General features: G+C 41.3%; 25 protein-coding genes and 1 pseudogene. 15 read left to right on the top strand and 11 right to left on the bottom strand.

Annotation, left to right across the window (positions count from 1 at the left end; genetic code table 11):
• Positions 1-64: 64 nt before the first annotated feature.
• On the bottom strand, positions 65-244 hold the full coding sequence (locus ACYH0O_RS08595) for a YjzC family protein (protein WP_113969938.1): 180 nt from the start codon (positions 242-244) through the stop codon (positions 65-67).
• A gap of 204 nt (positions 245-448) precedes the next feature.
• Here ACYH0O_RS08595 and ACYH0O_RS08590 point away from each other — a divergent pair, with 204 nt between their 5' ends.
• Complete coding sequence (locus tag ACYH0O_RS08590) at positions 449-1,258, top strand: undecaprenyl-diphosphate phosphatase (RefSeq protein WP_149155181.1); 810 nt, start codon at positions 449-451, stop codon at positions 1,256-1,258.
• Positions 1,259-1,330: 72 nt separating this feature from the next.
• A pseudogene (locus ACYH0O_RS08585) lies at positions 1,331-2,024 on the top strand (Crp/Fnr family transcriptional regulator).
• Between the two features lie 130 nt (positions 2,025-2,154).
• Here the strand turns inward: ACYH0O_RS08585 and ACYH0O_RS08580 are convergent.
• Together ACYH0O_RS08580 and ACYH0O_RS08575 are read right to left on the bottom strand one after the other, a co-directional pair.
• Positions 2,155-2,463: a metal-sulfur cluster assembly factor gene (locus tag ACYH0O_RS08580; protein WP_044337705.1), complete on the bottom strand. Its 309-nt coding sequence runs from the start codon at positions 2,461-2,463 to the stop codon at positions 2,155-2,157.
• An 84-nt stretch (positions 2,464-2,547) separates the two neighbouring features.
• Complete coding sequence (locus tag ACYH0O_RS08575; protein WP_482631954.1) at positions 2,548-3,321, bottom strand: prolyl oligopeptidase family serine peptidase; 774 nt, start codon at positions 3,319-3,321, stop codon at positions 2,548-2,550.
• 183 nt (positions 3,322-3,504) lie between these two features.
• Here ACYH0O_RS08575 and ACYH0O_RS08570 point away from each other — a divergent pair, with 183 nt between their 5' ends.
• The 3 genes from ACYH0O_RS08570 (at position 3,505) to ACYH0O_RS08560 (ending at position 4,775) form a co-directional block, all read left to right on the top strand.
• A complete protein-coding gene (locus ACYH0O_RS08570; RefSeq protein WP_482631953.1) occupies positions 3,505-4,320 on the top strand; it encodes a Cof-type HAD-IIB family hydrolase in 816 nt (271 codons plus the stop codon).
• A 114-nt stretch (positions 4,321-4,434) separates the two neighbouring features.
• Complete coding sequence (locus ACYH0O_RS08565; protein WP_187443328.1) at positions 4,435-4,584, top strand: hypothetical protein; 150 nt, start codon at positions 4,435-4,437, stop codon at positions 4,582-4,584.
• Positions 4,584-4,775, top strand: coding sequence for a DUF3813 domain-containing protein (locus ACYH0O_RS08560; RefSeq protein WP_044337708.1), 192 nt, complete (start codon positions 4,584-4,586; stop codon positions 4,773-4,775). The genes ACYH0O_RS08565 and ACYH0O_RS08560 overlap by 1 nt, the downstream gene beginning before the upstream one ends.
• 41 nt (positions 4,776-4,816) lie before the next feature.
• Here ACYH0O_RS08560 and ACYH0O_RS08555 read toward each other — a convergent pair whose 3' ends face one another.
• Together ACYH0O_RS08555 and ACYH0O_RS08550 are read right to left on the bottom strand one after the other, a co-directional pair.
• On the bottom strand, positions 4,817-5,554 hold the full coding sequence (locus tag ACYH0O_RS08555) for a BsuPI-related putative proteinase inhibitor (protein WP_482631952.1): 738 nt from the start codon (positions 5,552-5,554) through the stop codon (positions 4,817-4,819).
• A gap of 54 nt (positions 5,555-5,608) precedes the next feature.
• Complete coding sequence (locus ACYH0O_RS08550; RefSeq protein ID WP_149155176.1) at positions 5,609-6,463, bottom strand: YitT family protein; 855 nt, start codon at positions 6,461-6,463, stop codon at positions 5,609-5,611.
• Positions 6,464-6,650: 187 nt separating this feature from the next.
• Between ACYH0O_RS08550 and ACYH0O_RS08545 the strand changes: the two genes are divergently transcribed.
• The 5 genes from ACYH0O_RS08545 to ACYH0O_RS08525 all read left to right on the top strand — a co-directional run bounded on the left by ACYH0O_RS08545 (position 6,651) and on the right by ACYH0O_RS08525 (position 10,957).
• Positions 6,651-7,508: a DegV family protein gene (locus ACYH0O_RS08545; protein ID WP_149155175.1), complete on the top strand. Its 858-nt coding sequence runs from the start codon at positions 6,651-6,653 to the stop codon at positions 7,506-7,508.
• A gap of 57 nt (positions 7,509-7,565) precedes the next feature.
• On the top strand, positions 7,566-7,697 hold the full coding sequence (locus tag ACYH0O_RS08540) for a DUF3941 domain-containing protein (protein WP_149155174.1): 132 nt from the start codon (positions 7,566-7,568) through the stop codon (positions 7,695-7,697).
• A gap of 167 nt (positions 7,698-7,864) precedes the next feature.
• On the top strand, positions 7,865-8,356 hold the full coding sequence (locus tag ACYH0O_RS08535) for a YajQ family cyclic di-GMP-binding protein (RefSeq protein ID WP_034763412.1): 492 nt from the start codon (positions 7,865-7,867) through the stop codon (positions 8,354-8,356).
• Between the two features lie 69 nt (positions 8,357-8,425).
• Positions 8,426-9,778 carry a CoA-disulfide reductase gene (locus ACYH0O_RS08530; RefSeq protein ID WP_482631951.1) on the top strand — a complete coding sequence of 451 codons (1,353 nt, stop codon included), beginning with the start codon at positions 8,426-8,428 and terminating at the stop codon, positions 9,776-9,778.
• Positions 9,779-10,084: 306 nt separating this feature from the next.
• A complete protein-coding gene (locus ACYH0O_RS08525; RefSeq protein ID WP_482631950.1) occupies positions 10,085-10,957 on the top strand; it encodes an SDR family oxidoreductase in 873 nt (290 codons plus the stop codon).
• Between the two features lie 68 nt (positions 10,958-11,025).
• Here ACYH0O_RS08525 and ACYH0O_RS08520 read toward each other — a convergent pair whose 3' ends face one another.
• The 5 genes from ACYH0O_RS08520 to ACYH0O_RS08500 all read right to left on the bottom strand — a co-directional run bounded on the left by ACYH0O_RS08520 (position 11,026) and on the right by ACYH0O_RS08500 (position 17,337).
• On the bottom strand, positions 11,026-12,054 hold the full coding sequence (locus tag ACYH0O_RS08520) for a LacI family DNA-binding transcriptional regulator (RefSeq protein WP_482631949.1): 1,029 nt from the start codon (positions 12,052-12,054) through the stop codon (positions 11,026-11,028).
• Between the two features lie 144 nt (positions 12,055-12,198).
• Complete coding sequence (locus ACYH0O_RS08515) at positions 12,199-13,737, bottom strand: alpha-amylase family glycosyl hydrolase (RefSeq protein ID WP_482631948.1); 1,539 nt, start codon at positions 13,735-13,737, stop codon at positions 12,199-12,201.
• A 38-nt stretch (positions 13,738-13,775) separates the two neighbouring features.
• Positions 13,776-14,618, bottom strand: a complete 843-nt coding sequence (locus ACYH0O_RS08510) for a sugar ABC transporter permease (RefSeq protein ID WP_482631947.1) — start codon at positions 14,616-14,618, stop codon at positions 13,776-13,778.
• 1 nt (position 14,619) lies between these two features.
• Positions 14,620-15,906 (bottom strand): carbohydrate ABC transporter permease, encoded by a 1,287-nt coding sequence (locus ACYH0O_RS08505; protein WP_482631946.1) that lies wholly within the window; start codon positions 15,904-15,906, stop codon positions 14,620-14,622.
• Between the two features lie 150 nt (positions 15,907-16,056).
• Entirely contained in the window at positions 16,057-17,337 is a 1,281-nt protein-coding gene (locus tag ACYH0O_RS08500) for an extracellular solute-binding protein (RefSeq protein ID WP_482631945.1), read from the bottom strand.
• A 292-nt stretch (positions 17,338-17,629) separates the two neighbouring features.
• Between ACYH0O_RS08500 and ACYH0O_RS08495 the strand changes: the two genes are divergently transcribed.
• The 4 genes from ACYH0O_RS08495 (at position 17,630) to ACYH0O_RS08480 (ending at position 22,961) form a co-directional block, all read left to right on the top strand.
• The gene (locus tag ACYH0O_RS08495; RefSeq protein WP_482631944.1) at positions 17,630-19,390 is read left to right on the top strand and encodes an alpha-glycosidase; all 1,761 of its coding nucleotides are present in this window, start codon (positions 17,630-17,632) and stop codon (positions 19,388-19,390) included.
• A gap of 113 nt (positions 19,391-19,503) precedes the next feature.
• A complete protein-coding gene (locus ACYH0O_RS08490; protein WP_482631943.1) occupies positions 19,504-20,859 on the top strand; it encodes an MATE family efflux transporter in 1,356 nt (451 codons plus the stop codon).
• Between the two features lie 310 nt (positions 20,860-21,169).
• Positions 21,170-21,511, top strand: coding sequence for a P-II family nitrogen regulator (locus ACYH0O_RS08485; RefSeq protein ID WP_149155164.1), 342 nt, complete (start codon positions 21,170-21,172; stop codon positions 21,509-21,511).
• 61 nt (positions 21,512-21,572) lie between these two features.
• Positions 21,573-22,961 carry an ammonium transporter gene (locus ACYH0O_RS08480; protein ID WP_482631942.1) on the top strand — a complete coding sequence of 463 codons (1,389 nt, stop codon included), beginning with the start codon at positions 21,573-21,575 and terminating at the stop codon, positions 22,959-22,961.
• A gap of 473 nt (positions 22,962-23,434) precedes the next feature.
• Here ACYH0O_RS08480 and asnB read toward each other — a convergent pair whose 3' ends face one another.
• The gene (asnB, locus tag ACYH0O_RS08475) at positions 23,435-25,282 is read right to left on the bottom strand and encodes an asparagine synthase (glutamine-hydrolyzing) (RefSeq protein ID WP_482631941.1); all 1,848 of its coding nucleotides are present in this window, start codon (positions 25,280-25,282) and stop codon (positions 23,435-23,437) included.
• Positions 25,283-25,439: 157 nt separating this feature from the next.
• Here asnB and ACYH0O_RS08470 point away from each other — a divergent pair, with 157 nt between their 5' ends.
• Positions 25,440-26,003 (top strand): DUF2777 family protein, encoded by a 564-nt coding sequence (locus tag ACYH0O_RS08470; protein WP_149155161.1) that lies wholly within the window; start codon positions 25,440-25,442, stop codon positions 26,001-26,003.

Genomic DNA, 26,003 nt, shown 5'->3' with positions numbered 1-26,003 from the left:
CTATAGACGTCACCATCCTTACTAAGGTGGGTTGCCGTCACGGCATCCTTGTTCCCTTATGGGGTTAAGGTTTTCTCATATACGTCCATAGACGATTATGGTTGGAGTTTTCAGGAAATCGGTCCCCCGCATTTAATCGTAGTTTCTGCGGATTTTTCACCATACTCCCAGTTTCACCAATTTCGATATATTCACCATTATTAGGTGCTTTTTCTCCAGCTTTGAACTGTCGTGACTGGCCCATTCTTACCCCTCCTTTTCGAAGCGATGCTTCCTTACTATTTTTCTACAAGGCTGAGCATTCATGCATGCCAGATGAAGGATATCAGAATGCTTTATATGATAAACAAGTTACGGTTCGGTTAACATTTGGAAAAAGGCTTTACAGTCTTTCCCTTTATGGTGTTAAATTAAAAACTGTGGAGAAAAAAAGCTTGGAGGAAACACAATGGATTTTTATCTGATTATGAAATATTTATTTTTAGGGATTTTTCAAGGGTTTACTGAACCAATCCCGATTTCATCCAGTGGGCATTTATTATTAGCCCAGCATTTCCTTGGAATCAAGGATGCTACCCTAACATTTGAAATGCTGGTTAATACGGCTTCGTTAGTGGCTGTACTCATTATTTACCGTGAAGATATCATGCGCCTGGTCGTGAATGGCTTAGGCTATTTCAAACATAAAACACCAGAAACGAAACGTGATTTTCATTTCATTGTTTACTTATTGATTGGTACTATCCCTGCCGGGGTGATTGGTGTATTATTTGGTGACGTGATTGAGAAAAATTTAACTTATGTATGGACAGTAGGGGTTACTTTAATTATTACCGGTATTGCCTTGTGGTTAATCCGTAACCTTCGAGGTAGAAAAAACGATGGCGACTTAAATGTGAAAGACGCTATCATTATCGGTCTTGCCCAGGCAGTAGCCCTTATCCCTGGAATCAGTCGTTCAGGTGCAACCATTGTTGCGGCAATGGCAAGCGGGATGAAAGCTGAAACGGCATTACGATTCTCTTTCCTGCTCTATATCCCTGTAAGTGTCGGGGTTATGGTATTCGGAATAAGTGATTTGATCAAGGATCCGAACCTTGCTTCAATGGCCATTCCTTACTTAGTCGCGTTTATTGCGTCTCTTATTGCTTCATACTTCTCTTTAAAATGGTTCATGAATATTATGGCTAAAGGTAACCTGAAATATTTTGCCATTTACTGTGCCGTTGTCGGAGCTGCTGTTTTAATTTTCGCGTAAATCACTTCTAACTGTCTGTTTCCTTTGGTAGGCTTTAAGAATAAGACATTACGATGGAAATGAAGTGATCTCATGAGTGAAAATCTAGAAGTTCCTTCCGGTATTAAACAATTATTTTTCGAGAAAAAAACGTTGAAAACCGTTAAAAAAGGAACTTTCCTGTTTCAAGAGGGGAAACCAGCTCACGAGTTATACTTAATCAAAAGTGGTCGAGTTCAGATCAGCAAAGTGATTCCTGATGGCCGGGAGTTGTCATTACGCATATGTTCAAGTGACGATGTGATCGGGGAGTTAACGTTATTTACCGAAGAAGCTTACTATATGCTCAGTGCAAAAATCCTTGAGGATACGGAGACTTATGTACTTCCTAAAGAAGCCTTTGAAGATAAGCTATCCGGTAATAACGGTCTGACAATCCAATGGCTAAAATGGATTCAAATTCAAAATCAACAAAATCAAACGAAGTTTCGGGATCTGGTTCTTCATGGAAAAAAAGGTGCACTCTACTCAACACTGATCCGTATGTCCAACAGCTATGGAAAAACCGTTGAAAATGGCATACTGATTGATTTTCCGTTAACCAATCAGGAGCTGGCCAATTTCTGTGGTTCCTCAAGGGAAGTCGTGAATCGGTTTACTTAGTGAATTGAAGAAAGACAATATCCTGGTGTGGGAAAAAGGATATTTCACGATACTTGATTTGAATTTTCTCAAAGATGAAATCGATTGTGAAAACTGTCCGGTTTCGATTTGTAGGATTGACTGATGACCGATGCATGAATAAAGCCGAGGATGCAGTAGAGGTACTGCATCCTCGGCTTTTTACTTGTCCAGCTCCGGCGGCTAGACCCTCGAGGTCATAAGTCAAGCCTGACCAGTCGGCTCCGCTTTTCGTGTTACCTAATCCCCAATGCAATTTTAGCATAGCGGGACATGTTGTCTTTGCTCCATGGCGGATTCCAGACGATGTCTACTTCTGTTTCCTTCACTTCAGGGATGTCACTTAGGGCTGTTTTCACTTGATCGACAATGGTACCAGCCAGCGGGCATCCCATTGAGGTAAGTGTCATAGTGACCGTTGCTTTACCTTCTTCATCCAGATCCACGTCATATACCAGACCTAAATTAACAATGTCTATTCCTAATTCAGGGTCAACCACCTGTTCCAGTGCCCCCATCAAATTATCTTTAAGATCTTGATCCATGCTAACACTCCTTTGCTCTCAATACTTGTCCCATTTCTATTTTCACTATTCATCTTAACAAAAGAACGTTTATAAAACAAAACGTTAGGCCGATAGATGCTTCTCAAACCACTCAACAAGCTTTAACACGCCTTCTCTCGTTACTTTATGATCCGCTTTATCATCTTCTATAAATAACAGGTTATCTTCCTGGGATTCATAGTATGGCAGGATGCTTTGGTAGAATTCGTGTGTCAGGTTGAATGGTACAACTTTGTCCCGTTTTCCGTGCCAGAACATTAATGGTCTGCCGCTAAGTTTTTCAGGCTGAAGACTTAAGTCATAATGAGCCAGTTCGCTTATCATGTTTTCTATTTCTTCATCGCTGAATGGAAGTTCATATCCTAATGATTCAACTTGGGCCAACTGAGCTTGAGCAAACTTCACATATGCAGGATTCCCCATCAGCGAGACAGCAGAAGAGATCCAATCATATTGAGTCAACGCTCCAAGTGTGACGATACCACCCATTGAAGTCCCTGCAACTCCGACACCATTATGAACGAGCAATCCTTTTTCTTCAAAATGGCCTTTAATAATCGATAATTCATGAATCGTATTTAAGACGATCTTCCAGAATACTTGTCCTAATTGATGCTCTGATTTGCCTGTCGACCGCTCTCCATGCTCTAAACAATCGGGAAGAATCACTCTAAATCCTTTTTCCGCAAGATAATAGGCGTAATGTAAATTATGCTCCTTGGCACTTGTAAATCCGTGGATAAAAAAGCATACCGGGACTTGCTTATCAATATCCTCTTCTTTTACAAGGTGAAGAAATGGAATGCTTTGAATGGTTGATTTGTCAACTAAGATCATGTGTGGTCTCTCCCTCCTGAATGCATTTCACTTTACTATGATATCCTAGATTTGGTAGTATGTATAATATTTAAATCGTAAGCGTTTGTAAACATTTTTAAATGATATGAAGCTGGGGTGGACAACTTTCAATGTCTGGCGCTAAAATTGCCTTAATACCAATAAGATTGGGGATTTGTATTCATGAACGCACAAGAAAAACATCTGATTGTTCTGGATTTAGACGGAACACTATTAACGGATGAGAAGAAAATCTCATCAAAAACTCTTGATACATTAACAAAAGCACGCATGAAAGGGCATGAGGTGATGATTGCCACAGGCAGGCCTTATCGTGCGAGTGAATTGTATTATCAACAATTAAAGCTAACTACTCCGATAGTAAATTTCAACGGTGCTTTCGTGCATCATCCTATGAATGATGCATGGGGATTGTATCACGAGCCAATGGATTTAAAAGTGGCAAAACAAATCATTGATGCATGTGACGATTTTAAATTCCGCAACATTGTTGCCGAAGTGATGGATGATGTGTATCTGCACTATCACGATGAAAAGATCATAGATGTATTCATGATGGGCAATCCAGCGATCTCAACTGGAGACATCCGAAATGTACTTTCTGATCATCCTACTTCCATGCTCATTCACGCTGAGGAAGAAGATGTTCCCGAGATTCGTGCACACCTGGATAATGTTCATGCAGAATTGATTGACCACCGCCGCTGGGCTGCACCGTGGCACATCATCGAAATCGTTAAATCAGGATTGAATAAAGCAGTCGGAATTGAACGAGTTGCATCATCTTTAAATATTCCGCAAGAACGGATTATTGCATTCGGAGATGAAGATAACGATCTTGAAATGCTTGAATATGCAGGCACTGGAGTTGCCATGGGGAATGCCATTGATCCCCTTAAAGATATTGCCAATGAAGTGACATTTTCGAATCAAGACGACGGGATCGGACGCTACTTGCAAAAACGTTTTAATCTCTAAACCAGAACGTTTTTGGAAGCTGTGGGTATATCTTCTTACTGTATTCCACCACCACTTGAGCCATACTAAAAAGGAGCGCATCATGCGTTCCAACTTGCAAAAGGGGTGGTAGTGATGGGTAGAAATAAATCTAAACGATTTGTACAACAAGGTAAAATCGCTGTAACAAAACATGATGAACGTATTCCGTACCATCTGACGTATGCTGAAGCAGAGGCTAAAAAGCTTGCATCACATGGCGAAGGGTTAGGGGGAATGGAGTAATGAGTAATCCATTATTCCAACAGGCCCGTAACGCGGTTCATTCTGCCCAACAAGCATGCAGTACGGGAGAAAACGCTCAAATGTCCATTGATAAAGCGAAAAACGCGTTGTCATCTGCTTACGCTAACTCAAATGTCGAAGAACAAAAGCAGCTTCACGCTCTTCAAGATGAGTTAAACCGCCTGTCATAAAGAAAAAACAAGGGTTGTCCAAATCGACAACCCTTGTTTTTTTACGGAATGGAGATGACATATTGGTGAAGAATCTTCCCATCGCCTTTATCCCGCTCATAAAGACTTATAAAGAACTTCTCAGCACTACCTGATAACTCCGGAAGTATGATGGAAAAATCAGTCCAGTTAGGCGCTTCTTTATTAACCTTGAATAATGTTTCTTTTAGAAACACTCTATGTCCGTCCTCCACCGAATAATAAAAGCTGCCATCTGATACCCGGGCTCGCCCTGTGATGGTATAACGCCCTTTCACCTCACGTACAGTAATTCCTCTAAAGGACGGGTTTTCTTCTGGAACCGAGAATGAGTCCACAGCTCGCAAAGGATGATCAAATCCACTCATATCCTCTCCAATCAGCTGTGCTTCAATTCTATAGTCCCCTTTTGGGACACGTTTTCCTTCCTGCTTGTAATCCCATGTTTCTTTCCAAATCTTCGTTTCACCCTTTTTCAACGTAAGGGTTTGAAACGCCTGTAGGAATGATTTCCCCTGACTGTACCGATAGACCATTTGGCCCGCTTTGTTTTTGATTGTAAAGTCAAACATCTGACTCGTAGGGAAAGTGATCTTATTATCCCCTTCACTATTATTATAAAGAACGAGCCTGATCTGAGTTCCTTCTTCTCCCGGAAAAGTTTTTACAGAAAAGATCAAAGGTGCCTTCTCTGCTTTCATCTGAGATGGTACACTAAAGAGCATGAAAGAACTAATAAGTATATAAACAAATGCCTTCAAGGTGATACCCCTTTCTATTCAAGTTCACCTTTAGTATTTGTTAATATTAAGAATCTAATCTTTTCTAAAAAATCCGAATATCCCAGTCGTTTGCACGATATTGGTAAATGCGTTTGGATCTACATCTTTAATAGTATGTTCGAGTTCGTAAAGTTCATAGCGAGAAATGACAATGATCAACATTTCCTTATCTTCACCGGAAAAAGCCCCTTTTGCAGGCAGAGTCGTGATTCCCCTGACAAGCTTTGAATGAATGGCTTCTCTTAATTCATTGGATTTCTTTGTCACAATCATCGCTGTGAGTTTTTCATGGCGTGTATGGATGGAATCAATGACACGGGTAGAAGCATACAACGTTACTAACGTATACAATGCTTTCTCCCACCCATAAAGAAATCCTGCAGAAGTAATGATGACCGCATTCATCAGAAAGAAATAAGACCCGACAGGCTTATCTTTCATTCTGGAAAGAATCATGGCAATAATGTCCATCCCTCCCGTAGATGCACCCCATTTTAACGTGATTCCAACTCCCACCGCGGCAATGACCCCGCCAAAGACGGCGTTTAAAAGAATATCAGGCGATAATTTAATCACAGGAATCACTTCCAGGAATAAGGACGTCAGAAATACGGAAATGAAGCTATACACTGTAAAGGAACGGCCAACTTTAAGCCACCCCAGAATCGTCACAGGAATATTTAAAATAAATAATAAAATACCTGTTGAAATATTGAATGGTGCAAATTCTTTTAACACACTCGACAATAACTGTGCCAATCCTGTAAACCCACTTGCATAAACATTTGCCGGTATCAGGAAAAAATTCATCGCAATGGCGCCCAGTACTGCCCCTACTAACACTACGAAAAACTTCTTCGCTTCTAACTGAACATGATCTCTCGACATTGACAGACCTCCCACATCTAGTTGTTATTTTCTATGTTCCACAATTCATCTTAACTAAACTCATCCCGATAATCATCCTTTCAGAAGATAATGATACTTTTCACCTTTAATTCATACTCTATGGATTGTTATTTGAATGAAATATAGCTAGACTAAAGCTATATAGAATAATCAAAGGATGATTAGGATGACAGTAAAATTATTTGCTGATAGTGCGAGCGACCTTCCTGCTGCATATTTCAACGAACACAACATAGAACTGCTGCCACTGAAAGTACATATTAATGGTCAGGACTACGAGGACCTCGTCACCATCGAGCCGAAAACCGTATTCAACAAAATAAGGGAAGGACATATGCCAAAAACGTCTCAAGTATCACCGGACCTTTTCATGAAGAAGTTCACAGAGCTTGCAGAATCGAATCAATCCGGTATCTACATTGCCTTTTCCTCACAATTATCAGGGACGTATCAAACGGCTGTGATGATTCGCGATCAGGTAAAAGAGGAACACCCCGCTCTTGATTTGACCATTATCGATTCAAAATGCGCTTCTCTGGGTTACGGATTAGTTGTAATGAAGGCTGCTGAACTGTTACAGAACGGCGGAAGTAAAGAAGAAATTATCGCAGCCTCCCGTTTCCACTCAGAGCATATGGAGCACCTATTCACTGTAGAAGACCTAGAATACCTGGCAAAAGGCGGACGAGTATCAAAAGCATCAGCTTTTCTTGGCGGTCTGCTAAACATCAAGCCTCTTCTACATGTAGAAGATGGAAAGCTTGTCCCGATTGAAAAATTGCGTGGGAAGAAGAAGCTTCTCAAACGAATTCTCGACTTGATGGAAGAACGGGGTGAAGACCTCTCCAATCAAGTGATCGCCATCAGCCACGGAGACGACGAAGAAATTGCTCTTGAAATGAAGAAGCTCATTCAAGAAAAATTCTCACCGAAAGATGTATATATCAGTATTATTGGATGTGCCATAGGTTCTCATACAGGCACAGGCACTTTAGCCATATTTTTCTTAAACGAACACTCATAAACTCCCCTCTTCTTCCTCATACTATGAGAGAAGAATATACTCGAAGGGAGAATCACTATGCCACATACATCTGATAACGAAAAAAAGGCCAGAGACAACAATGCCCTGCATCAGGAAAAAAATAAGATCAAAGAAGTGAATCGTAAAGCCGGGAAAAATCAGTATTCTAAGAAGACGGATCATTTGTAAGGGGTTGCCGTGGGCAGTCTCCGGCTCTTGGATACGGAAAGTGCCAGTTCTTTATAGAGCTGGTGCTTTTTATTTTTTAAAAAATCCCCCCAATGCATTCATAGAAGTTGTATGCACCATTAAAGGTTGTCTATAATGAAAGAGATAATACTATGGAGGGGTTACATATGGCAAAAGAGAGTTCATTTGATATTGTGTCGAAAGTGGATATGTCTGAAGTGAGTAATGCGATTCAAATTGCGTTGAAAGAAGTTCAAACACGTTATGACTTTAAAGGAAGTAAGAGTGACATTAAATTAGATGGAGAGGAAATCGTTCTCGTTTCTGATGATGAATTTAAAATGAATCAGTTAAAGGATGTACTTCTAAGCAAACTCATCAAGCGTAATGTACCTGTTAAGAACCTTGACTACAGCAAGCTTGAAGGGGCCTCGGGCGGAACCGTTCGTCAGCGTGCGAAGCTCGTTCAAGGAATCGATAAAGATAATGCAAAAAAAATCAATACCATCATCAAAAACTCCGGCGTAAAAGTGAAGAGTCAGGTGCAGGATGATCAAGTACGGGTCACTGGAAAAAGCAAGGATGATCTTCAAAAAATCATCGCCGCTATCCGCGAGGCAGATCTTTCTATCGATGTGCAGTACGTAAACTTTCGTTAATTCGGTTTTTCAAAGAAGTCTAATGGGTACAATATATCCATTAGACTTCTTTCATTTAGGAGGAAAAACATGAAAAAAAAGGTCATCATTATTGGGGCGGTCGGCGGCGGTGCCACCACTGCATCACAGATTAGAAAACTGGATAGTGAAATAGAAATTATTCTTCTTGAAAAGACATCCTATCTTTCATACGGGGCATGCGGAATGCCTTATTATTTAGGTCAAGTCATTAAAGACCGTGAAAGTCTTTTTGCTGCCACACCTGAAAAACTACATACGAAAAAAAACATCGATGTTCGCATGCATCATGAGGCGCTAAAAATTGATCGTGATAAAAAATCTATACTTGTGAGAGATCATGACAAAAACCGGGATTACGAAGAAGCATATGATTACCTCGTGCTCGCAACAGGGGCTTCCCCCTTTATCCCTGACATCCCGGGACTTGATAAAATTCCGGCTTTCCATCTCAGAACCGTTGAAGACATGGACAGAATAAAGCAATTCGTTGAAACCTCAAACCCAAAAAACTGTACCATTATCGGCGGTGGCTATATAGGAGTCGAAATGTCTGAGAACTTCACTCATTTGGAGATGAAAGTCAATCTGGTTGAAAGATCGGAACATGTGATTAGTGTAATCGATGAAGAGACTGCCATCAAACTGCAAGAGCATATAACGAAACAAGGTGTTAAGTTGTACACCAATGATGGACTGAAAGAGGTGCTAGCAGAAAATACCCTGAAACTAGATAGCGGAGAAACGTTTCAGTCTGACTTCATTCTCCTTTCGGTAGGCGTAAAGCCTAATAACCTTCTTGCTAAGGAAGCCGGGTTATCAACAGGAGAGTCAGGTGGTGTCGTCAGTAATGAGTTTATGCAAACAGACGACCCCTCCATTTATGCAGTTGGAGATGTGGTAGAGTCCATGGATCTTATTGACGGGACCCCTAAGCAGGTTCCTCTCGCATGGCCAGCCCATCGGCAAGCTTATATAATCGCAAGACATCTTTCAGGAAACCCCGTACCTTTTAAGGGGATGCTGGGTACTGCTATTGCGAAGGTATTCGACCTTTCCATCGCATCTACCGGTATAGGCGAGAAGGAATTAATTGAAAAGGGCTATTCGTATAAAACATCCGTGCATGAAGGAAAGTCACATGCCGGCTATTATCCCGGTGCTCATGATATGTATGTGAGAGTCCACTTTTGTCCTGACACCGGAAAGATCTTTGGAGGAAATGTAGTTGGTGGCGAAGGAGTAGACAAGCAAATCGACGTTCTTGCCACAGCCATTTACGGTGGCCTGACCATTACCGACCTCCAGGAAATCGAAACCTGCTACGCCCCTCCCTTCTCTTCTCCTAAAGGTTTGTTGAATATGATCGGCTATAAGGGTGCCGGGTTGATGGAAAAAGAATAATTGTAGGCAGGCTTCTCTCGGGTGAGGCCTGTTTTTTGTATGTCTATGCACTTCGATAATGGATAAATCTGTTAAAATGTTGGGTTTTTTAGGAAAGCTGCCGGAATTCCATAAAAAATCGGCTGAACTCCCTCAATCACGGCTCTATCTCACATCAAATGGCTTCGTCCCATATCGAAATAACTGCATCACACGTCAATTCAACCGATAAATTTGATAAATCTCCCAATAGAAACACGTTAATAATTATTTTTTTCGGGTAAACACTATCTTAAGATAACCTAAATCATCAAAGGAGTGTTTTCATTGTCACCACAACAACAAAATCAGAAGCAAACGTTTCCCCCGCAGCACCAGGATCATCAGCCCGGCACAGTGGATGAAATGAACCCCCAGCCGATTCATACGGATCAAAATTATAAAGGCAGTGGAAAGCTGGACGGTAAGGTTGCACTTATTACCGGAGGAGACAGCGGGATTGGACGATCGGTAGCATGGTATTATGCCAGGGAAGGCGCACATGTGGCAATTTCTTATTTAGATGAACATGAAGATGCGAATAAAACGAAGGAATTAGTGGAAGCGGAAGGTGTAAGATGTATCCTGCTGTCAGGTGATATAGGAAGCTCGACGTTTTGTAAAGACATCGTGAACAAAACGATTTCTGAATTCGGGAAGCTTGATATACTGGTGAACAACGCTGCTGAACAGCATCCTCAACAAGGGCTTACGGATATAAGTGATGAGCAATTGGAGCGTACATTTAAGACGAATGTATTCTCTATGTTTTACTTAACAAAAGCAGCATTGCCTCATCTTAAAAAGGGAGCTTCGATTATTAACACGGCTTCTATCACAGCTTATAAAGGGAATAAGGATTTGATTGATTATTCTTCTACTAAGGGTGCCATTGTCAGTTTCACGCGATCCCTTGCAGAAAACATTGCATCCGATGGAATCAGGGTAAATGGCGTGGCACCTGGCCCGATTTGGACTCCGTTGATTCCGTCCACTTTCAGCTCTCAGAAGGTATCTCAGTTTGGAGCGAATACTCCACTAGGACGTGCAGGTCAGCCGTATGAATTAGGACCTGCATACGTATACCTGGCAAGCGAAGATTCAAGCTACGTATCAGGACAGATGATTCATATTAATGGCGGAACGGTTATTAACGGCTAAATTGAAAGCGACTGAAGCATTTAATTCTCCAATAAGTGGAGTTTAAAGGGCTTCAGTCGCTTTTATTATTAGTTCACTTTTCGCTCACTGCAAGAGCATCTTGTAACGAGCTGATGCGGAACTATGATTCTCTTGATCGGCTCTTTTGGGTTCTCAATCTTTTGGATCAGGCTTTTTGCTGCCTCATTTCCCAGATTGAATATATTGATATCTACAGACGTGAGCGGCGGACGGGACATTTCAGCCAGCAATACATTGTTGAAGCTGACAATGGAAATGTCTTCAGGAACACGGATGCCCATTTCATCCAGTGTGTTCAGTACCCCTAATGCCATTAGATCATCGGCCACTACCAGAGCTGTTGGAGGAGCGTCTAATTGCATCAGTTCATTAATGGCTTCACGACCTCCTTCACGAAGAAATTCTTCATGAATGATGTACTCGTCCTTCATGTCTATTCCAGCATTACGCAAAGCCTTCTCATAACCTAATAGACGCTCAACTGTTACAACTAGGTTGAGGTCTCCACCTATAAAGCCGATGCATTCATGACCAAGCTCCAGCAGATAATCGGTTACTTCCTTCGTTGCCCGGTAGTTGTCATTATCCACATGAGTAATCTCTTCACTATATTTATAAGGCTTCCCGACGACGACAAATGGAAAACCACGATCTTTTAAGTAGTTCATCACTTTATCTTCCACTTTTGAGTAAAGAAGGATGATTCCGTCCACTCTTCCCCCTTGCACCATTTGGACGACCCCTTCATAGATTTCTTCTTCGGATTGACCTGTGGACATCTGAAGTGCGTATTGTTTTTCCTGCGCCCCTTCACTTAGTCCTCTTAACACTGTAGGAAAGAAAGGATTTTGTGAAAAAGTACTAGCCGAACCTGGTAATACAAGCCCCAATACTTGAGTGGATTGATTTGCCAAGCTCCTTGCAATGAAGTTAGGATGATATCCTAACTGCTCCATCGCTTCTCTTACTTTTTGCTTTGTTTTCTCGCTGATTCTTGGATTGTTTGCAATAACACGCGAAACCGTAGATGGAGCTACGTTTGCAAGCTTTGCAACATCCTTGATGGTGACCGCCATTCATTCCACCCCCCTCTTTGAAAATCGTACCCTCTTAGGTGTTGAGGGCTGCTTTATTCTTTTTTACAATAATTAAAACGCTTCCATTTCATTATTCTTAAAAATCAGGAATTGCAGGGCTCATAGATTGAGCCCCGCATCAAATCATGACTGTTTTTTCTTCTTTCCACGCTTCCATACAAGGTAAATAAAGAGTAAGAAAAGAACATATACAGTGCCAAGTGTCAGTAGGTAAGGATAATTCAATCCACTCTTCTGTTTAAGGGAATAAACCTCTGATTCTTCACGATCGACTATGATCGTATAGTTTCCATCCTTATCAATACGTACCAGGTCTGCGGTTAATAATCCTTTCAGCTCACTATTTTCTGCTAATTCTTCTTCACTCAATTGAACCTTTTGAGATTCACTTGTGTTGTTTATGGCGATCACGAGCGTTTGATCCCCGTAAGTACGCTTAAATATTCCCATACCGTCTTTTTCATAGATGGGTTCTATCGTCCCTCTTGTAAGGGCGGGGTAATCTTGACGAAGCTTTCCTAATTGAGTGATGTAATCAATCAATTCTTCATCTGCCCTAAAGTTCATAAAACGCCGATTATCCGGGTCAATTCCACCATCTACAGCTATTTCTGAACCATAATAAACGATCGGTATCCCAGGAGTCGTATACATATACGTTAGAGCGAGCTTCCACCTGGTACCCGGGAAGAGTTTCTCTTGAACGAGTAGTCTCGTAAAACGTTCCATATCATGATTATCGATAAAAGTCCCCATTAAGTAAGGATCGTCATAGTACGTTTCGTTGTAATTCCAGAAGTCAAAAAGACGATCCATCGATGCATCCGGTTTTTGGAATACAGAACGCATTTCTTCTGCTTGAGGAAAGTTAACAAATCCATCAATTCCTACATCATTATACTTCGCTATCTTCTCGGGATCGCGATCGAACACCTCACCAAGAAGATAGAAGTCTTCTTTGACTGACTTAACCTCTTCGCTAAATTCAGTCCAGAATTCTTGTGGTACGTGACGAACAGTATCCAGCCGGTATCCGTCAACATCTGTTTCTTCGATCCACCATTTAGCGGCGTCAAATAAGTAGTTTTTCACTTCAGGATTTTCTGTATTTAAATCGGGAAGATCATATAACCACGCATTTTGTAGACTGTCTTCATTATCGAAGTTCATCGGCTGTCTTTCATGAAACCAGTCCGATTTTTCAGGATCATTCACCCAAGGGTGTTCGGGTCCGACATGGTTTACAACGAAGTCCATCATTACTTTCATATCACGTTTGTGTACCTCATCTACAAGCTTTTTAAACGTATCGATGGATCCGAAATGTTCTTCTGTCTTATAGAAATCTGTAATCCAATACCCGTGATACCCAAGGGGTTGATTATCAAAGATCGGGGTCAGCCAGATGGCGGTAAATCCCATATCCTTAATATAATCCAGCTTATCAATCACACCTTGAAAGTCACCGCCTTGATAGGCTTTAGGGTCTTTGGTATCCACATTCTTATCATTGCCCGTATCCCCGTTATTAAAGCGATCGACCATAAGAAAATAAATGGTCTCATCCTGCCATTTTCGTTCTTCTTTTTCAACTGCACCTACCGGAAGGGCGTAAAAAAGAAGAAACGGGACTAAAATGAGAGATAATACTCTACTTTTCATCTCCGCTCCTCCTAAAACTGTTAGTAACGCCTATAAGATTATCCTTTTGTACCCCCTGCCGTCAATCCTGAAACGAAGTATTTCTGGAAGAACAGGAATAATAGAGCAATTGGTACGGCAATTAATACAGATCCAGCAGCAAATGTAGTAAATTCAGCTCCGAATTGTTTTGCTACCATATCATAAAGGGCAACCGGTAATGTGTACATTCTTTCTGAGCGCAATAGGATACTTGCGATGATAAAGTCTGCGAATGGTGCAATGAATGAAAACAGTGCAACTACCGCAATGATCGGTTTTGCAAGGGGCATTACGATCTGGAAGAAAATACGTAAATGTCCCGCTCCGTCCATCTTAGCTGATTCATCAAGCTCTTTCGGAATCGTATCCAGATACCCTTTCATTAACCATGTATTCATTGGGATCTGTCCACCAACGTATACAAGAATCAATCCAATATGAGTATCCAATAGATCCGTTAATAGTGCTAAAACGAAAATCGCAATTAATGCAGCAAAGTTAGGAATCATTTGGAGGATAAGGAATGTCATTAATCCATTCTTACGACCAGCGAAGCGGTAACGTGAGAAAGAGTAAGCCGTTAAACTGACCAGTAATACCGTAAGTGCCATTGTTGATAAACTTACTTTTAATGAATTCCAGTACCAAAGCAAATAATTATTTTGCTCGAGATCGAATAGTTCCTTATAATGTGCCAGTGTTGCATTCTTAGGAATGATGGATGAACCCGATAAACTTTGTCCTGGGTTAAAGGAAGAACCGATGATCCATGCAACCGGGTAAAGAATGATGGCAAACATAATTCCAATTGCTGCGTATGAAAGTGTCAAACGTATGAGTTTCTGTCTCTTCATATTCATATTACATCATATCCTCTTCTTGGAATGATTTCGTTCTCTTGAACTGCCAGATCGCTACTGTAATGACGATGATGGATAATAATAATGTGATGGCAGCGGCTTTCGAATACTGTGCGGATGTCATAGTCAAACTGTAGATCCAGGAAATCAGAATGTCAGTTCCACCTGCATTTTGTCCTGTCAGGGCAGGTCCTCCGCCATTGAATAAGTAAATAACGTTAAAGTTATTAAAGTTAAATGTATATTGCGTAATGATGATTGGTGCCGTTGCAAAAAGAACAAGCGGCAACGTAATGTTCTTGAATTTTTGGAAAGCCGATGCCCCGTCAACCGTTGCTGCTTCATAAAGCTCATCTGGAATCGATTGAAGTACACCCGTTGTCATGGCAAAGATGAATGGGAAGCCTAACCAGGCTTGAATACCGATAAGGGCAATTCTTGTATACATTGGTTCAGTCATCCATGGTAATCCTTCAATGCCGAAAAATCCTAAGATATCCCGGTTAATCGTTCCGAAAGATTCATTGAACATACCGGCGAAAACCAAAATGGAAACGAAAGCCGGGATGGCCCAAGGTAAGATGAACACGGTACGAATGATTGCTTTTCCTTTTAAATCTTTTTGATTGACCAGGATGGCCAGGAATACACCCAGGGCAACTTGAAGCGTTGTGGCACCAAATGTCCAAACAAGTGTCCAGGCTAAAACGGTGATGAATGTTTCTCTCCAAATATCAATCTTGAAAATATCAACAAAGTTTTGAATCCCTATCCAGTCGACTAATTTAGCCGGCGGTGAGTGATACAAATCATAGTTTGTAAATGCCAGTAAGATAACGAAGATAATCGGGAAGATGACTACGAATACGAGTAGTAAGAATCCTGGAGACATAATAAGATAAGGAAAGCCATTGTCTACTAAATTTCTGTATTGTTCCCGAATCGTACTTAGCTTCTCTCCTCTGTCTCTCTTTTCTCCGTTTTTATATGCGTCCCGAAGATTAAATAAGTAAAATCCGATTCCGAAGATTGATACGATGATTGCCAGGATTCCGTATACCATTAAGAAAATGGAATGATCTCCGTATGAGATGTCTGTCCCAAGCGTTGTAATCCCCCATAATCCGTAGCCGATCAAATCTCTAAAGACAAGGATAAAAGCGGCTGTCATGACCAGGAAGAATCCGCCTTTTAGAAACTGTCTATGATACATCTGACCTAATCCAGGGATTAGGGAAAGGGCCAGTGCTGTTTTTCTATGTTTTGTTTGATAGGATTGTTGATCCATCCTATATTCCCCTTTCTACGTTCACAATTTTGATAAGCTTCAAGAGCTTTTTAAGAAAAGAAGTCATTATTTCCTTAAAAAGCCCTTGAATAGGTCTTTAAAAGGATAGCAGTACCTCTCTAAGTGAGAAGGTACCGCTATGTTTATTCATTAGTTTGAGTGATTGGCATCAATGTTTTCTTGAATTTGCTTTACAGCTGCATCAAGAGCCGCTTTAGGTTCTTGTTTACCTGTCACAACGGTTTGAAGTGAGTCAGCCATTGGTCCCCAAACTTCTCCCATTTCAGGAATGTTCGGCATTGGAACCGCATATTGAGATTGCTCAGCAACCGCTTTAGCTCCTGGATTTTCTGCGATTGCAGGATCGTCGATCAACCCTTGGTTTGTTGGGACTTCTTGAGTTTGTTCAAAACGTAATTTCGCATACTCATCTTGAGTGATGAATTCGATGAATTTTTGAGCCCACTCTTTATTTTCAGAGTATCCTGATACGTGCCATCCTTTAACACCCATGAATGTTTTCATCGGCTCTCCGTTTGGAAGTTTAGGCATAGCAGATACCCCGATATCAATTCCAGCATCTTTGTAACCTTGGAAAGACCATGGTCCATTCATGACAGAAGCAACTTTTCCTTCACCAAACAGACCGTCCATTGCAGATCCACCATTTTCACCAACGATACCTTTAGGGAATAAACCTTCTGTGTACCATTTTTGAATATATTCCGTACCCTCTACAGCACCTTCATTGTTTAACCCAAGATTTTTCGCATCTAATGCTCCATCATTTTCAGCAAATACATATCCGCCAAATCCACCGATTGGTGCATGAGCGAAGTAGAAGTTGTCCCAAAGAGCTAAGAAACCGTAGTTTCCATCTTTTGTGAAGTCTTTAGAGAATGTGTAAACTTCATCCATTGTTTTGGGAGCTTCTTCCATTAATGCTTTGTTATAAACGAATACCGGTGTTTCAGAAGACTTTGGAAGACCATATAGTTTTCCATCATAGCTCTCCGCCGTCATAGAAGATTCAGTGAAACGCTCTTCAATGTCCCCTTCAACTTCTAAAGCAGCGATATGACCAGCAAGAGCAAGCTCGCCGATTTGGTCATGTGGTAATGTTAAAACGTCTGGACCAGTTCCAGCAGGACCGTCTAAACGTAATTGTTCTTTCATCTTAGTAGCCATTTCGACTTCTTTCACTTCAACTTTGATGCCAGTTTCTTCTTCGAATTTAGCACCTACTTCATCCAGCCATCCAGTTTTCTCTTGATCTTCCCAGACAACCAGTTTTTCAGGTTTGTTTGCATCGTCAGCTTTTTTCTCTCCGCTGTCGTTGTTTCCTGATCCTTCTTCACGATTAGGACCACAAGCAGCCAACGCCCCTAGTACAAGCATGATTACCATCAATAATGATAACGCTTTTTTCATCTCAACCCCTCCTAAGTATGGTAAAAAGTATTGATTCATATTTTAGACTGAACAAACGTTTGCACATACCTATGACATTTCTTGAAAGATATCGCTTACATTCTTTGTGAAAACGATTGCACAATCTACTTCTTATTATACAAACTAAATCTCCTTTGACAATACTTTTTTGAAAATTTTTTATGTTTGCCAGGGAGAAAAGAAAACGCTTCACTAGATTGATGGCCCATTATTGACAACATTGTTCCTTTAGAATACTCTTTAAATGGAATCAAAAAGAGGAGGGTTTACGATGCTACTGGAAGCCATTTATCATAGACCAAAAGATAACTATGCATACGCTTGCACTGAAAACGAGTTACACATACGGATTCGTACGAAGAAGAATGATGTAGAAAACGTCACACTCCTGCACGGAGATCCCTATCAATGGGAAGCCGGAAAATGGCTTTATGATCGTAAGGAAATGATTTTAACCGGAACTGATCACCTGTTTGATTATTGGTTTGCTCCCATCTCCCCCCCTTTCAGACGCCTTCGTTACGGTTTTCTTCTCCATGACGAAACGGATGAAGTCTTTTATGGTGAAAAAGGATTTAATGAGGCTCCTTCTACTGATATCGGGGATTACTTCTGCTTCCCGTTCTTGAATGCCATCGATGTCTTTCAAGCACCGGCATGGGTGAAGGATACAGTATGGTATCAAATCTTCCCGGAGCGATTCGCAAATGGGAATCAGGAGAATGACCCTGAGGGAACACTGGCTTGGAATAGTACAGAGCCCACTCCAACCAATTTCTTCGGTGGGGATTTAGAAGGTGTGATCCAGAACATTCCTTATCTAAAAGAGCTTGGGATCTCCGGGATCTACTTTACCCCAATCTTTAAAGCTCATTCCAATCATAAATACGACACGATTGATTATTTCGAAATCGACCCACAGTTTGGGACGAAAGAAACTTTGAAGGAATTAATAAAGGTCTGTCATGAGAATGAAATTAAAGTCATGCTGGATGCCGTCTTTAATCATAGTGGATTCTATTTTGACCAGTTCCAGGATGTACTTGAAAACGGAGAAGTTTCTCCTTATAAAGAGTGGTTTCATGTAAACGAATTTCCTTTGGATATAGAAAGTAAGCCTCCTAATTATGATACTTTTGCATTCGAACCTTCCATGCCGAAATTAAATACTGAAAATGAAGAGGTCCGCAATTATCTATTAGAGGTTGGCCGATACTGGATAAAGGAATTTGATATCGATGGATGGCGTCTGGATGTTGCAAATGAAGTCGATCACCACTTCTGGCGTGAATTCCGGAGAGAAGTGAAGGGTATAAAACCGGATCTATATATTTTAGGTGAAATTTGGCACGATTCAATGCCCTGGTTACGGGGAGATCAATTCGATGCTGTCATGAACTATCCTTTCACGACAAATCTCTTGAACCTATTTGCTCACCAAACGATTTCTGCTTCTCAATTTGTAGAAAATATGGCTTCGGTCGTGCATATGTACCCTAAGAACGTAAACGAAGTGAACTTCAACCTTGTCGGAAGTCACGATACACCTCGTGTATTAACAGAGTGCGGCGAAGATATCCGACGTGCTAAACAAATTTACACGTTCATGCTCACTTTCACAGGTACACCTTGTATTTATTATGGTGATGAAATTGGCCTGACTGGTGAACAGGATCCAGGGTGCCGTATGTGCTTCCCATGGGAAAAAGAACATCATAATGAAGAGCTCTTCGGGCATATACGGAAACATATCGCCCTCCGTAATAAGTATCCACTGTTAAGCAACGAAGGAAATCTGACTTTTTTACCCGGGAACCTTCATGAGCATTGCCTTTCCTTCACAAAATCAAACGGAGAGGAAACAATCTTTGTCCTATTAAACTCCAGTGAAGAATCTATCACCTACTCTCTTCCTTTTGAATTAAAAGGAAAGAAAATCACGAATCTGTGGAGCGGTGAAGATTTTGCCGCTGAAGCAGATTCCATTGAAGTGACACTTGAAGGGCATGGATTTGCAATCCTGAAATTTTAATAAAGCTTAGTTCGTGAAAAGCGGGACTACACCTTAACGGTTAGTCCCCTTATCTATTTAAATAGATCAGAATGACCAGGTACCTATCCCTGGCCAGCTAAAGGAGAAAATCTATGAGTAAGAATCAAAAAAACATGACCCTCTTCGCCTTGACTTGGCCGATTTTCATTGAAATTTTCCTTCATATGCTGATGGGAAATGCCGATACGTTAATGCTCAGTCAGTACTCAGATGACTCTGTCGCAGCCGTCGGGGTATCCAACCAAATCCTCTCACTCATTATTGTCATGTTTGGATTTGTCGCAACAGGTACTGCCATTCTTGTTGCTCAGCATCTGGGAGCCCGGGAGGACCGATTGGCTGGAGAAGTATCCATCGTTTCCATTGCCGTTAACTTAGGGTTCGGTCTCTTCCTCAGTTTCGCCCTTGTGTTTTTCAGTGAACCGATCCTGCTTTCAATGGATCTTCCCCGATCGTTGATGAATGAAGCCTCTTCATATTTAAAAATCGTTGGAGGATTCGCCTTCATCCAGGCATTGATCATGACGGCCGGTTCCATCATGAGGAGCTACGGCTATACGAAAGACGCCATGTACATTACGATTGGAATGAATATCATCAATGTGATCGGGAACTATTTATTTATCTTTGGTCCATTTGGCGTTCCTGTTTTAGGGGTGGAAGGGGTAGCGATTTCCACGATTGCTTCGAGACTTATCGGATTTATCGTGAGCATCATCGTGATTACCAAACGAATCCCAAATGCTCTTTCAATCAAGAGATTATTTCAGTTACCTATTTCTCATGTAAAAAATTTATTGCGCATCGGGATTCCCTCTGCCGGAGAACATTTATCATATAATGGTTCACAAATGGTCATTACGTATTTCATTGCAAGTATCGGAACGAACGCACTAACCACCAAGGTGTATGCACAAAACCTGATGATGTTTATCTTTTTATTCAGCGTAGCGATCAGTCAGGGAACTCAAATTATCATAGGTCATATGATCGGAGCGAAACAATTTGACAGTGCCTATGAACGGTGTTTGAAAAGTTTAAAGATCGCTATCTTCATCTCTCTTATTATGGCCGGAATTTTCTCTATCGCAGCCGAGCCGCTGCTGCGAATATTTACAAATAACGAAGAAATCATTTCTCTTGGTAAAACATTAATCTACCTGACCATCATTCTAGAACCAGGAAGAAGCTTCAACCTTGTCGTCATAAACGCACTCAGGGCAACAGGCGACGTGCGCTTCCCAGTTTATATGGGGATCTTATCCATGTGGGGAGTGAGCGTTACGCTTTCCTATATACTCGGAATCTGGTTAGGGCTCGGACTTATCGGGATCTGGATCTCCTTTATTGCCGATGAATGGCTCCGAGGCATCATCATGCTCAAACGCTGGCGGTCCAAAGTATGGATCCAGAAACGATTTGTCCAAAGTAATAAAGGTCCAATATAGAGTGACGGGGCTTCCTTTAGGAGGTTGCGAACCTTGACGCGGGTCCATATAACCGCCGCTCCCCTCTCTCCTTTCAAAAAGAGTCAGCTCTCCAACCGAGCTGACTCTTTTTTCACACCAAATGAAAACGCATCCACCAACTTATGTTATGTTTTTTTACATAAAAACGCTTACATTACAAATTAACACTTGAACTTTTGTTATTTTCTGAATATGATAAATAATATAACTTATTCATGTCATAAAACCTAACATCTATGAATCATTTTTCTAAGAATGAAAGAACAAAAAACAAAAGGAGGAAAACACAATGAAAAAAGTAGAAGCGATTATTCGTGCAGAAGCATTCTTGTCCCTGCGAGAAGCTTTATGCCTTCGTGGATTCAGCGGGCTAACCGTATCAGAAGCAGCTGGCTGTGGAAAACAGAAAGGAAAGCAAGGGATTTTCAGAGGGAATAAATTCGAACTGCAGTTAGTCCCCCGTGTAAAGGTGGAAATGATTGTCGACGATGGTCAAGTTGAAGACATCATTGATCTCATTGTTGAACATTGCAGTACCGACACCATAGGAGACGGAAAGATTTTCATCTATCCGGTCGAGGATGTCATTCGCATCCGTACAGGTGAACGAGGAAAAAAAGCCGTTTTATAGATCACTTCATTCTTAACTCAATAACATAGCCGCTGGCCAAACCAATATTGGAGGGATACCATTGATAAAAAAAATTTCTGCTCTGTTGCTTCTTTCACTGTTTGTGAGTACTACTACTTTCGCTGCGGCCCCTACCGCAGAATCTGTTCAAGCGTCCGTTGACTCCCTATGGGTCATGATTGCTGCAGTGCTTGTGTTCTTCATGCACGCTGGATTCGCAATGGTTGAGACCGGATTCACCCGTGCCAAGAACTCTCTTAATATCCTGATGAAAAACTTCTTAACTGTTGCCATTGCCTCTGTTTTGTTTTTCATTGTAGGATTTGGGTTTATGTTTGGAGGAACATCCGGAGGCATCATTGGAATTGACAGTTTTTTTCTTTCAGGACGTGAAGACATCGGTTTCTTCTTATTCCAATCCGTATTTGCCGCTACATGTGCAACGATCATTTCAGGTGCTGTAGCTGAACGAATGAAGCTTAAAAGTTATATTCTGTTAACCATTGCCATGACTGGAATCATTTATCCAATTGTCGGACATTGGATATGGGGAGGTGGATGGCTTTCAGAGCTTGGATTCGTTGATTTCGCCGGATCTACTGTCGTTCATTTAACAGGTGCTGTCGGAGCTTTCATTACGGTACTTTTCCTTGGAGCACGTATCGGCAAATACAATAAAAGGAAAGTGAATGTCATTCCTGGTCATAATATCCCGATCGGTGCCCTTGGGGTATTCATCCTTTGGTTTGGCTGGTTTGGATTTAATGGAGGCAGCAGCTTGGCCGCTGATCCGACACTTGTACCCCACGTCATTACAACAACTTTATTCTCAGCATCTGCCGCCATTCTTTCATCCGCTTTCTACACGTTAGTGAGATTTAAACGAATTGACCCCTCCCTCACTTTAAATGGAGCTCTGGGAGGACTTGTCGGTATCACCGCCGGCTGTGCCAATGTATCACTCGCCGGTTCTCTCATTATCGGGCTTATTGCAGGAGTGATCCTTGTTGAAGCCGTAACCGTAATCGATTCTAAACTTAAAGTCGATGATCCTGTAGGGGCCATTGCCGTACATGGAATTTGCGGGATATGGGGTACAGTAGCAGTCGGGTTGTTTGATGTTTCAAACGGCTTATTATATGGCGGTGGTGTTTCTTTAGTAGCCACTCAAGCCCTCGGTGTGTTAGCAGTTATTGCCTGGACCTCCGTCACTGTCGGAGGGTTCCTGTTCATCGTAACGAGAGTATCAAGTATTCGCGTTTCACGTGAGGAAGAACTTTCTGGACTGGACTTTACAGAGCATGGTTCGAACGCTTATGAATTAAAGGATACTGTATTAGAATCAAACGTTCCTTCCTCTTCTCCTTTTGGATCTGATTTAGTTGATCGATTAAATTCGATTGGAACAGGTAAAGTGAGTGAAACCATTAATCAGCGAAACACAATATAATCAGATCGGGAGCTGCTGCAGAAGCGGCTCTCTTCTTTTGCCTCTAACAAAAATAAGCTCATATGGAAGGCTTCCAATAAAAGCTTCCATACGAGCTTATTTACGAAATCGTTGAAATGATTTTTTCTTTTTTATCTTAGACAAAGAAAGAGGCTGGGACAAAAGTTTTTTATCCTAAGTCAAACCCGAACAAACCTGCTTCTTAGTGTGCAGATTTGTTCGGGTTTATTATTTATTTTCGAATCATTTGATTTTAGCTATTTCCAGCGGTTGATTGGAGTGCAAGACGAAGACTCCTGCGGGAAAGTAGCTTATGTGAGACCCCGCAGGCTTGCCGAGGAGGCTCACGGGCTACCCGCGGAAAGCGTAGTCTTGCACGGAAATCATTAGCGGTATGAAGAACCTACACTTCTATTGTTCGTCTTTTTATCGTGGTTTTTTAGTTTTGTCCCAGCCTCTTTTTCGTACGACTATTATTCCACAATCTCTACATTATAATCCTTAAACCAAACATGAATCTGTGCCAAGTGGGCAATTAGCTGGGGACCGGTCATGAGTTGGCCGTACCATGGCACCTGGAAGGCAGATCCGCCTGTTGCAACGATTGCTTTCAGTTTTTCTTCATCGAATAATTCATAGAGAACACTTGATTTGTCTTCGAGTATTTCATTTAACCAGTCACTGACCAGCTTCGTGTACTCAGGGTGATGGGTCTTTGGGTACGGACTTTTCTTACGATAAAGGACTTCGTGAGGCAATACTCCTTCAAGAGCCTTTCGTAGAATTCCTTTTTCTCTTCCTTCGTGCATTTTCATCTCCCATGGAATATTCCAGACGTATTCTACGAGTCTATGATCAGCAAATGGAACACGGACCTCTAAACTTGCACCCATACTCATCCGATCTTTACGATCTAACAATGTCGTCATGAACCAAAGTAAATTCAGGTAGAATAATTGTCTTCTTTTTGTTTCAACTTCACTTTCCCCTTCTAATAATGGGGTTTCTGCCACTGTGCGTTCATATTGCTCCAGTACATATTCTTCCAGATTTAATTTCTTGCTCCATTCTTCTTTTAGAAGACCTTGACGCTCAGCCGTGGAGCGCATCCACGGAAATGCTCTGCGGTCGAAATCTTCAGGACGGTGAAACCAAGGGTAACCACCGAATATTTCATCTGCACACTCCCCTGATAATCCAACCGTGAAGTCCTGTTTAATTTCCCGACAGAACCATAATAGTGATGAATCAACGTCTGCCATCCCCGGTAAGTCTCTTACATGAACCGCTTCAGTAAGATAGTCTTTCAATTTCTGTTGGCTGATGACACAGCGATGGTGCTCGGTATCGAATTCAGAATTCATTTTTTCTATCCATGGTGCATCAGAATTAGGCTGAAAGTCGTCCGCTTTAAAGTATTGTTCGTTTTCTTCATAATCAATGGAATAGGTATGAAGTTTCCCTTTTCCTTCTTTTTTATAGCTGTTCGCTGCCACCGCTGTAATCGCACTTGAATCGAGTCCGCCTGATAAGAACGTACAAAGCGGCACATCGGAAACGAGCTGTCTCTCGATGGCATCAGTCAACAGGAACCGCACCTTTGACACTGTTTCAATAAATGAGTCTGTATGCTCCTCACTCTTCACATTCCAGTATCTCCATATTTTCAAGCCGTTTTTTGAAAAAAGCATAGCATGAGCAGGACGAAGCTCTTTCACTCCTTTAAACACTCCATTACCAGGCGTACGGGATGGCCCCAGTCCCAATACTTCCGCCAATCCCTGATGATCCACCTGGGGCAAAACATCAGGATGGGCCAGTAACGCTTTGAGTTCGGAACCAAAGAGGATGCCTTCTTCCTTTTCAAAATAAAATAAAGGCTTTACGCCCATTCGGTCCCTGCCTATAAATACATGCTCCTTCTCACTGTCCCACACAGCAAAGGCAAAAATCCCATTTAGGTGATGGACACAATCCTCACGCCACTCTATATAAGACGTTAACAAGACCTCCGTATCAGAATGTCCTTTGAAGGTATACCCCTTAGATATAAGTACTTTTCTCAAATCTTCTGTATTGTAAAGTTCTCCATTGTAGCAAATGGTAAAATGGTGGTTCTTATGCTGAATGCTCATGGGCTGCCTTCCACCTGCAGGATCTACGACAATCAATCGTTTATGACCAAACGCAACATGTTGTTCAATCCATACATTCGTTTCATCTGGCCCTCTCTTAGAAAGGGTTTCTGCCATTTTTTCCACTACTTCTTTTTGATCAGACAAATCTCGTTTATAATGAATCCAACCTGCAATTCCGCACATGGTGATCATCCTCACTTTCTAATCAAACAAACTGGGCTCACGGACACATAAATTATTCTATGCTCCAGGCAAGAAATGGTTAATTGTCTCAATCAATTTTCACATGAATGAAATATGATAATTATGACAAGAAATGTAGTTAAGGAGGGATATTCACTTGAGCAACACTTTTCGATCAAACATTATAAAATCCCAAAAAAGGTCCTATTCCGAAGGCACTGCCCTTTACGAAGATGATACGTGGTACTTTTTCGAAATTGATGCCGAGGAAGAGTCTGAGCTCGAATTTTACCTCAATCATGAATTGAAAGTATATAGAGATGGAGACTGGCTTTCTGGTGTTCTGTTGGAAGATGGAATTATTGTCACTCCGTATGAACGATTAAGAATCGAGAATGGCGATCGAATTCAAATAAAGAAGAATATATTGTATTCGTTGGAGAATTTATTGGAAGAAATTTCTGATGATGCTTTTCATCAGTTTACAACGGCCTTAAACAACCTGGGTTATTCTATTTATGATAGTATCTTTTGCCATAACCACCTGGTTTTCCTTGGAAATCAAAAAATCAAAGAAGGAGTTAACTTCATCACCTTCGATAACGGTGTAGAAGTATGTGCTGTCCAGCATCACTTCACCTATTACAAAAAGAAGCGGGACCGCTTTGAATTCACATTAAGTACGGGGAAACGAATTGTGATTGAAAGTTTTAATATTTAA

The organism is Rossellomorea sp. H136 (genome assembly GCF_056838065.1).
The sequence above is the reverse complement of the archived record's forward strand: the minus strand, read 5'-3'. Positions and strand labels throughout refer to the sequence as shown.

Coding starts and splice junctions, on each gene's coding strand:
- ACYH0O_RS08505 (WP_482631946.1), bottom strand. CDS start 15,906: ATGGATCAACAATCCTATCAAACAAAACATAGAAAAACAGCACTGGCC.
- ACYH0O_RS08485 (WP_149155164.1), top strand. CDS start 21,170: ATGAAAAAAGTAGAAGCGATTATTCGTGCAGAAGCATTCTTGTCCCTG.
- asnB (WP_482631941.1), bottom strand. CDS start 25,282: ATGTGCGGAATTGCAGGTTGGATTCATTATAAACGAGATTTGTCTGAT.
- ACYH0O_RS08595 (WP_113969938.1), bottom strand. CDS start 244: ATGGGCCAGTCACGACAGTTCAAAGCTGGAGAAAAAGCACCTAATAAT.
- ACYH0O_RS08540 (WP_149155174.1), top strand. CDS start 7,566: ATGCCACATACATCTGATAACGAAAAAAAGGCCAGAGACAACAATGCC.
- ACYH0O_RS08590 (WP_149155181.1), top strand. CDS start 449: ATGGATTTTTATCTGATTATGAAATATTTATTTTTAGGGATTTTTCAA.
- ACYH0O_RS08520 (WP_482631949.1), bottom strand. CDS start 12,054: ATGGCGGTCACCATCAAGGATGTTGCAAAGCTTGCAAACGTAGCTCCA.
- ACYH0O_RS08560 (WP_044337708.1), top strand. CDS start 4,584: ATGAGTAATCCATTATTCCAACAGGCCCGTAACGCGGTTCATTCTGCC.
- ACYH0O_RS08515 (WP_482631948.1), bottom strand. CDS start 13,737: ATGAAAAGTAGAGTATTATCTCTCATTTTAGTCCCGTTTCTTCTTTTT.
- ACYH0O_RS08575 (WP_482631954.1), bottom strand. CDS start 3,321: ATGATCTTAGTTGACAAATCAACCATTCAAAGCATTCCATTTCTTCAC.
- ACYH0O_RS08535 (WP_034763412.1), top strand. CDS start 7,865: ATGGCAAAAGAGAGTTCATTTGATATTGTGTCGAAAGTGGATATGTCT.
- ACYH0O_RS08580 (WP_044337705.1), bottom strand. CDS start 2,463: ATGGATCAAGATCTTAAAGATAATTTGATGGGGGCACTGGAACAGGTG.
- ACYH0O_RS08510 (WP_482631947.1), bottom strand. CDS start 14,618: ATGAATATGAAGAGACAGAAACTCATACGTTTGACACTTTCATACGCA.
- ACYH0O_RS08545 (WP_149155175.1), top strand. CDS start 6,651: ATGACAGTAAAATTATTTGCTGATAGTGCGAGCGACCTTCCTGCTGCA.
- ACYH0O_RS08550 (WP_149155176.1), bottom strand. CDS start 6,463: ATGTCGAGAGATCATGTTCAGTTAGAAGCGAAGAAGTTTTTCGTAGTG.
- ACYH0O_RS08490 (WP_482631943.1), top strand. CDS start 19,504: ATGAGTAAGAATCAAAAAAACATGACCCTCTTCGCCTTGACTTGGCCG.
- ACYH0O_RS08565 (WP_187443328.1), top strand. CDS start 4,435: ATGGGTAGAAATAAATCTAAACGATTTGTACAACAAGGTAAAATCGCT.
- ACYH0O_RS08570 (WP_482631953.1), top strand. CDS start 3,505: ATGAACGCACAAGAAAAACATCTGATTGTTCTGGATTTAGACGGAACA.
- ACYH0O_RS08530 (WP_482631951.1), top strand. CDS start 8,426: ATGAAAAAAAAGGTCATCATTATTGGGGCGGTCGGCGGCGGTGCCACC.
- ACYH0O_RS08500 (WP_482631945.1), bottom strand. CDS start 17,337: ATGAAAAAAGCGTTATCATTATTGATGGTAATCATGCTTGTACTAGGG.
- ACYH0O_RS08495 (WP_482631944.1), top strand. CDS start 17,630: ATGCTACTGGAAGCCATTTATCATAGACCAAAAGATAACTATGCATAC.